A 5,765-nucleotide genomic window follows, 5' to 3' on the forward strand; every position below is an offset into this window, starting at 1 on the left:
GCGCTGAGACGCGCGCCCTTAAGGCCGAGGGACTTGTCCTGCACCTCCTCGCGGAGGGCGACACCTACGAAACAGAGACTGGCCGCATCACGCCGGCCCCTTGGCGCAAAGCTACAGTCGGCAATGAATATGCAGATACCCCCCTTGTTTCCGGTACCGGTATTACCATTCCCGGTCAGAGCCTCGCGGACCTGCTTGGCGAGGCACTGGTCGACAATTCTGCTGCGCAATCGCTGGAACGACTTACCTTGCCCGCAGGACGCGGCATCCAGACCGGCCTGGTTTTCTCCTTCAGTCAGCTGGATGAGAGCCAGGGCTATTGGGGCCGCGACGAGAACGGTAACGGCGCCTACACGATCGCAAACATCCGGCTGGATATTCGGCCACTCAGCGTGAAAATTGAGGACAAGGAATGAGCAAGACTTCCCGTTTCGCCCTGGCCATTCACGGCGGTGCAGGCGTCAAACCTGACCGTGACTACAGCGAAGTAGAAGCGCATCTGACGAAACTGATTGCACACGGCGAAACGATGATGTCGGAGGGCGCGTCTGCCGTCGCCACAGTTGAGACCATGGTAATCGAACTTGAACAATCGGGCCTTTATGTCGCCGGCCGCGGCGCAGCCCCGTCCAAGTCTGGCCGATACGAGCTCGACGCTGCCATCATGGATGGAGACGGGCCTCGGGCGGGCGCCGTAGCATCAGTATCGCGCACCAGGTCACCGATTAGGGCAGCGCGCACAGTGATGGATACGTCGCCCTACATCATGTTCGTCGGCGAAGGCGCCGACGCCTTCTGCGCTGCACAAGGTTTGCCGGAGGTCGAAGACGCGGAAAGCTGGTACCGGTTGCCCGTCGGCGTGTCTGCCAAGGAAACGCAGATGAATGAACTTTCGCACGGCACGGTCGGCGCAGTGGCCCTCGACAGCCAGGGCCGACTGGCGGCAGCAACGTCTACCGGCGGGCTGTTCGGCAAGGAAGCCGGCCGGGTCGGCGACACGCCGCTCATAGGCGTCGGAACATTTGCAAGCCGGACCGTCGCCGTTTCCTGCACGGGGCTTGGCGAATACTTCATGCTGGCGGGCGTGGCCCGAGATATAGAGGCTCGTATGACCTATTCGGGACGGCCTTTGGCCGATGCCGCACAGGCGAGCCTCGATGCTGTCGCTCGCCTCGGCGGAGATGGCGGTCTTATCGCGATTGCTGCCTCAGGCGAAATCGTCATGCCTTTCAATTCACCTGGCATGAAACGGGCCTGCGTCCGTGAAGGCGAATCCCCGAAAGTCAGCGTTCTGTAGGGATGTCCAAATTGGTGTCAGACTAAACCGGCCTGAGCCGACCCTGCGGTGTTGTCGAAAGCCCTTCGCATCAGCGTGGTTCATTGGTGCCATTCTAACTCCCCAAGGAACTCGGTCGCCATCTCAATAATTAGCCGAGAACTCGCACTTGCCTTTCCAACGACGCGACAGAGCGATGCTGCAATCCTCTTTGAATCGCGCGGTCTTATCGCTGGATAAGCCACCCTACCCTGAACGCTGTTGGAGACGGGTTCGCCTTAGACTGACAGCACCATCTGGGCCGCACCGCCGTGGCTGCGCGCAGAATTAATTTCACATATTGCCCAATATAGCTGTTTTATATTATTCATACGCATAACATAAAGAGAGAGTCGCCGCAGGGGACCCAATCGGCTGACACAGATGAAGTATGGCTGAAAGGCAGGAGACCAGGCCGCATGATAGAGGATAAGAGAACTGTATGACAAAAGAAAAACGGATTCTGCTCGTCGGCGGTGGCGGACCGACGGGGCCGATCATTGTAAATTCTCTCCTGGCGGAGGGACATGAGGTCTCTGTCATGAACACAGGACGTCACCCCGTCGAGTATGACGCGCCGGTCGAACGTATTATTGCAGACCCGAATTTCCTTGAGCCTGTACAGGATGCCGTGAGGGGCCGGTACTTTGACACGGTGATAGCGTCGTACGGCCGGCTGCGGTTCGTGGCGCAGGCCCTCACCGGTCATGTCGAACACTTTATTGGCGTGACCTCTACCTTCTATCCCAACTGGATCGATCCGCCGGCCACGATGCGGCCAAGTTCGGAAAGCGGCGTAGAGCGCGACTGGACAGCAACCTATCTTGATGAAGGTGGTGCCATGCCGCCTGAAACGCCGCTCGATCCGGTTGGCAAATTCGGCCAGCGCGTCGTCGAAACCGACACTGCGCTTCAGTGGGCCCATCGCCATGGTGACTTTATAGGAACCGTCCTGCGATATCCGAAAATTTATGGACCTCGCCAACCTGGCGCAACGGAATGGAGCATCATCCGCCGTCTGCTCGAGGGGCGCGAGCGGATCATCGTCCCCGAAGGCGGCTTTCTGCTTCAAAGCATCCTCTATGCCGAGAACGCCGCTCGGATTGTTCTCGCAGCTGTTGCAGACCGCGACGCGTCAGGCGGCCAGATCTTCAATTGCGCCGATCCAGAACCGATCACGCTCCGCAAATGGATCCGTCTGATCGCTGAAACCATGGGCAAGACTGTCGACATGGTTTCAGCGCCGGCTGCAATCGCAAGGCCTGCCTGGCCATATGCGCGCTGGCCCCTCACAATTGGTCACCACATTCTTGATACCAGCAATCTGGACCGGCTGAACTATACGCCCGTACCAGCGCCCTCGGCGCTGCGTCGCACGGTCGAATGGTACCTGGAAGATCCCAAGGAACGTGGCACAGCCGTGGAATCACAACTACGCGATACGTTCAGCTACGATTTGGAAGACCGCATTCTGGCACAGCTGGACAAGGCGAAGTCCGAAATCGAGGCGATGGATTTCCCCGAATTCGATATGTCTCACTACTATGCGCATCCCAAAAGCGCTGACGATGGGAAACCGTCCAAAAAGTCGTCCGCTTAAGTTGGCATGCTGCCGGCTGATCCCGGCGCGGCGGGCCCGGTTTCTCCAAACCGGACCTCGCCGGTCGTTTCGATGTCCTTGCGGAGCGACCGGGCCGCGACGATATAGGCGATAATCGACAGGACACTTGCCAGCACGCCGGCCAGGAGTGCGAACCGCAGGGAATTCTCGCCCAGAGATGGGCGCAATATATCACTCACAAATCCGATCACGAGCGGGCCAAGACCGAGCCCGATCAGATTACCGATCAGCATCTGGATTGCCGCCGCCCTCGCCCGCATGCGGACGGGCGCGAGGGTCTGCACCGTTGCGATCAGTGGTCCGATGAAAACCATTCCCAGCGCCAGCGGAATAGCCAGCGCCCCGATGGCGAGCAAGCTGTTGTCGAGAATGATCACGATCGGCCAGAATGGCAGCGAGACGAGCGCTGCAATCGCCGGCACATACATGTTCCACCGCATATCCTTCCGGCTCAGCCGGTCGGCAACCACACCGGAAAGGAAGGTGGCGGTGCCGCCGCCAAGCCCGACAAAGAGCGCCAGGATCAAGCCCACATCCGCAGGGTTCAGTCCATGGGACCGCATCAGAAAGGACGGCACGAACATCGTCACGCCGTAGCTCGCGAAAGCGCTGAGCCCGCCGCCGATGATCAGCCACAGGAAAGACTTGCGCTGCCAGAGTACCTTGACCGTATCGACAAGCGTCGGATTGTCAGGCTCATCGGCTTTACCGAGGCGGAGAGGCTCTTTCACGAAGGCCATCAACACAACTACAAGAACGAGCCCCGGCAATCCGGCCGCGATAAAGGCGACTCTCCAGCCAAATTCCTGCGCGATCCAGCCGCCGCAAAAGAAGGCGATCATCAGCCCGACATTCACACCGACAGCATAGCCGGCCTGCGCCGTCGCGCGCTCATGAGGCCTGAACAGATCCGATATGAGCGACTGTGATGCAGGACCGGTCCCTGCTTCCCCAACGCCGGTAAGCACACGGGCGATCAGCAGTTGCCAGAACTGGGCGGCGAGCCCGCAGGCTAGCGTCATCAGACTGAAAAATCCCAGCGACCAGGCGATCAGCCTCTTGCGACTGGTTCGGTCCGCCAGCATGGCCAGCGGCACGCCCACCGTAGCGTAGAAAAGCGCGAAGGCTGGCCCGGCAAGCAGGCCGAGCACCGTATCGGACACGCCAAATTCCGCCTTGATCGGATCGAGCAGGATCGCGACGATCTGCCGATCGACGTAATTCACGCCGTAAATTGCGCTGAGAATTACGACAACGACGAACTTGTTCTGGTGCTGGGGACCGGTCATCGGATTGCCGCTCGATTCTGTTTCGGAATAAGGATCAAGCGGTGGTCAGCTTGTAGTCTTTGAACTGCTCGCGCAGCGCCAGCTTGTTGATCTTGCCAGTCGCGCCGAGCGGGATGGCGTCAACAAAGACGACATCGTCCGGCGTCCACCATTTGGCGATCTTGCCGTCGAGTTCAGCCAGCACGTCTTCGCGCGTCGGCGGGTCGTCCTTGACCGGTTCGATGATCAGCAAGGGCCGCTCATCCCATTTCGGGTGGTAGATGCCGATCGCTGCAGCGTTGGCGACCTGAGGATGGCCGACCGCGATATTCTCGATTTCGATCGAGGAAATCCATTCGCCGCCAGACTTGATGACGTCCTTGGCGCGGTCGGTGATCTGCATCGTGCACTGCTCATTGAGGGTCGCGACATCGCCGGTGTCGAAGAAGCCGTGATCGTCAAGAACGTCGCCGCCATCCCCCCGAAAATAGCCAGCGGCAATCGCTGCGCCGCGTACGAGCAGCCTGCCGGACACGACGCCGTCATGCGGTAGGGCTTGGCCCGCATCATCGGCGATCCGGAGTTCGACCCCGAAGGGCGGGCGCCCCTGTTTGAGTTTGTGCTCAATGCGCTGGTCGAGGCCTGCCTCGGCAAGGTCTGCCGGCAAGGTGCCGAGCGTGCCAAGTGGAGACGTCTCCGTCATCCCCCATGCGTGAATAACCTCAACGTTATAATCCTCTTCAAAGGCGCGCAGGATGCGCTCCGGCAGGGCCGATCCGCCAATCACGACCTTTTCGAGATGTGGCAGCTTGAGATCGTTTTCCTGCAGATGCGTCAACAGCATCAGCCAGACGGTGGGAACCGCGGCGGTGAAAGACACCTTTTCCTCTGTGAGCAACTCATAGATCGAGGCGCCGTCCATCTGGGCGCCCGGCATCACGATTTTCGACCCGACGGCCGGACAGGCGAAGGCCAGCCCCCAGGCATTGGCGTGAAACATCGGCACAACCGGCATGACAGAGTCCTGCGTCCCGATGCCGAGCGCGTCCTTGTTGAGGGCGATGAAGGTATGCAGCAGGTTTGATCGATGCGAATAGACAACGCCCTTGGGGTTGCCCGTCGTGCCGGACGTGTAACAAAGGCCGCAAGCAGTGTCTTCGGGAAAGTCGCCCCAGCGTGCTTCCGTCGGGCGGCCACAGATCCAGGTGTCGAAGGCAACTGCCCCGAGCGTATTGTCGGGCATGGTGTCATCATCCGCATAGATCACAAACCGTTTTACTGACGTCAGCTTCTCCCGGATCGACTCGATGATGGGCAGAAAGGTCTTATCGAGGATCAGGACTATGTCGTCGGCATGATTGACGATCCAGGCAATCTGATCGGGATGCAGACGCGGATTGACCGTATGCAGGACGGCACCGATGCCCATGGCTCCGTACCAGGTCGCCATATGCCGTTCGGAATTCCAGGCCAGCGTCGCGACGCGGTCGCCAAGACCGATCCCATCATCAATCAAAGCGTTCGAAACCTGTTTGGCCATGATGTAGATGTCACGGTAGGT

5 protein-coding genes are annotated in these 5,765 nt (G+C 59.6%); 3 read left to right on the plus strand and 2 right to left on the minus strand.

The features are described from left to right. The 3 genes from WA989_RS00900 to WA989_RS00910 all read left to right on the plus strand — a co-directional run. Positions 1-416 (plus strand): hypothetical protein (locus WA989_RS00900; protein WP_424338652.1); only part of this gene is annotated, 416 nt, incomplete at its 5' end. Continuing rightward, positions 413-1,297 carry an isoaspartyl peptidase/L-asparaginase family protein gene (locus tag WA989_RS00905; RefSeq protein WP_424338653.1) on the plus strand — a complete coding sequence of 295 codons (885 nt, stop codon included), beginning with the start codon at positions 413-415 and terminating at the stop codon, positions 1,295-1,297. The genes WA989_RS00900 and WA989_RS00905, both read left to right, overlap by 4 nt. Before the next feature lie 460 nt (positions 1,298-1,757). After that, positions 1,758-2,915 carry an NAD-dependent epimerase/dehydratase family protein gene (locus tag WA989_RS00910; RefSeq protein WP_424338654.1) on the plus strand — a complete coding sequence of 386 codons (1,158 nt, stop codon included), beginning with the start codon at positions 1,758-1,760 and terminating at the stop codon, positions 2,913-2,915. Here the strand turns inward: WA989_RS00910 and WA989_RS00915 are convergent. Then, entirely contained in the window at positions 2,912-4,225 is a 1,314-nt protein-coding gene (locus WA989_RS00915) for a spinster family MFS transporter (RefSeq protein ID WP_424338655.1), read from the minus strand. The genes WA989_RS00910 and WA989_RS00915 overlap by 4 nt on opposite strands. Before the next feature lie 34 nt (positions 4,226-4,259). Further along, on the minus strand, positions 4,260-5,765 hold a 1,506-nt coding region (locus tag WA989_RS00920; RefSeq protein WP_424338656.1), incomplete at its 5' end, for a long-chain-fatty-acid--CoA ligase.

Origin of the sequence: Henriciella sp. (genome assembly GCF_049649345.1) — a bacterium.
Classification (GTDB): domain Bacteria; phylum Pseudomonadota; class Alphaproteobacteria; order Caulobacterales; family Hyphomonadaceae; genus Henriciella.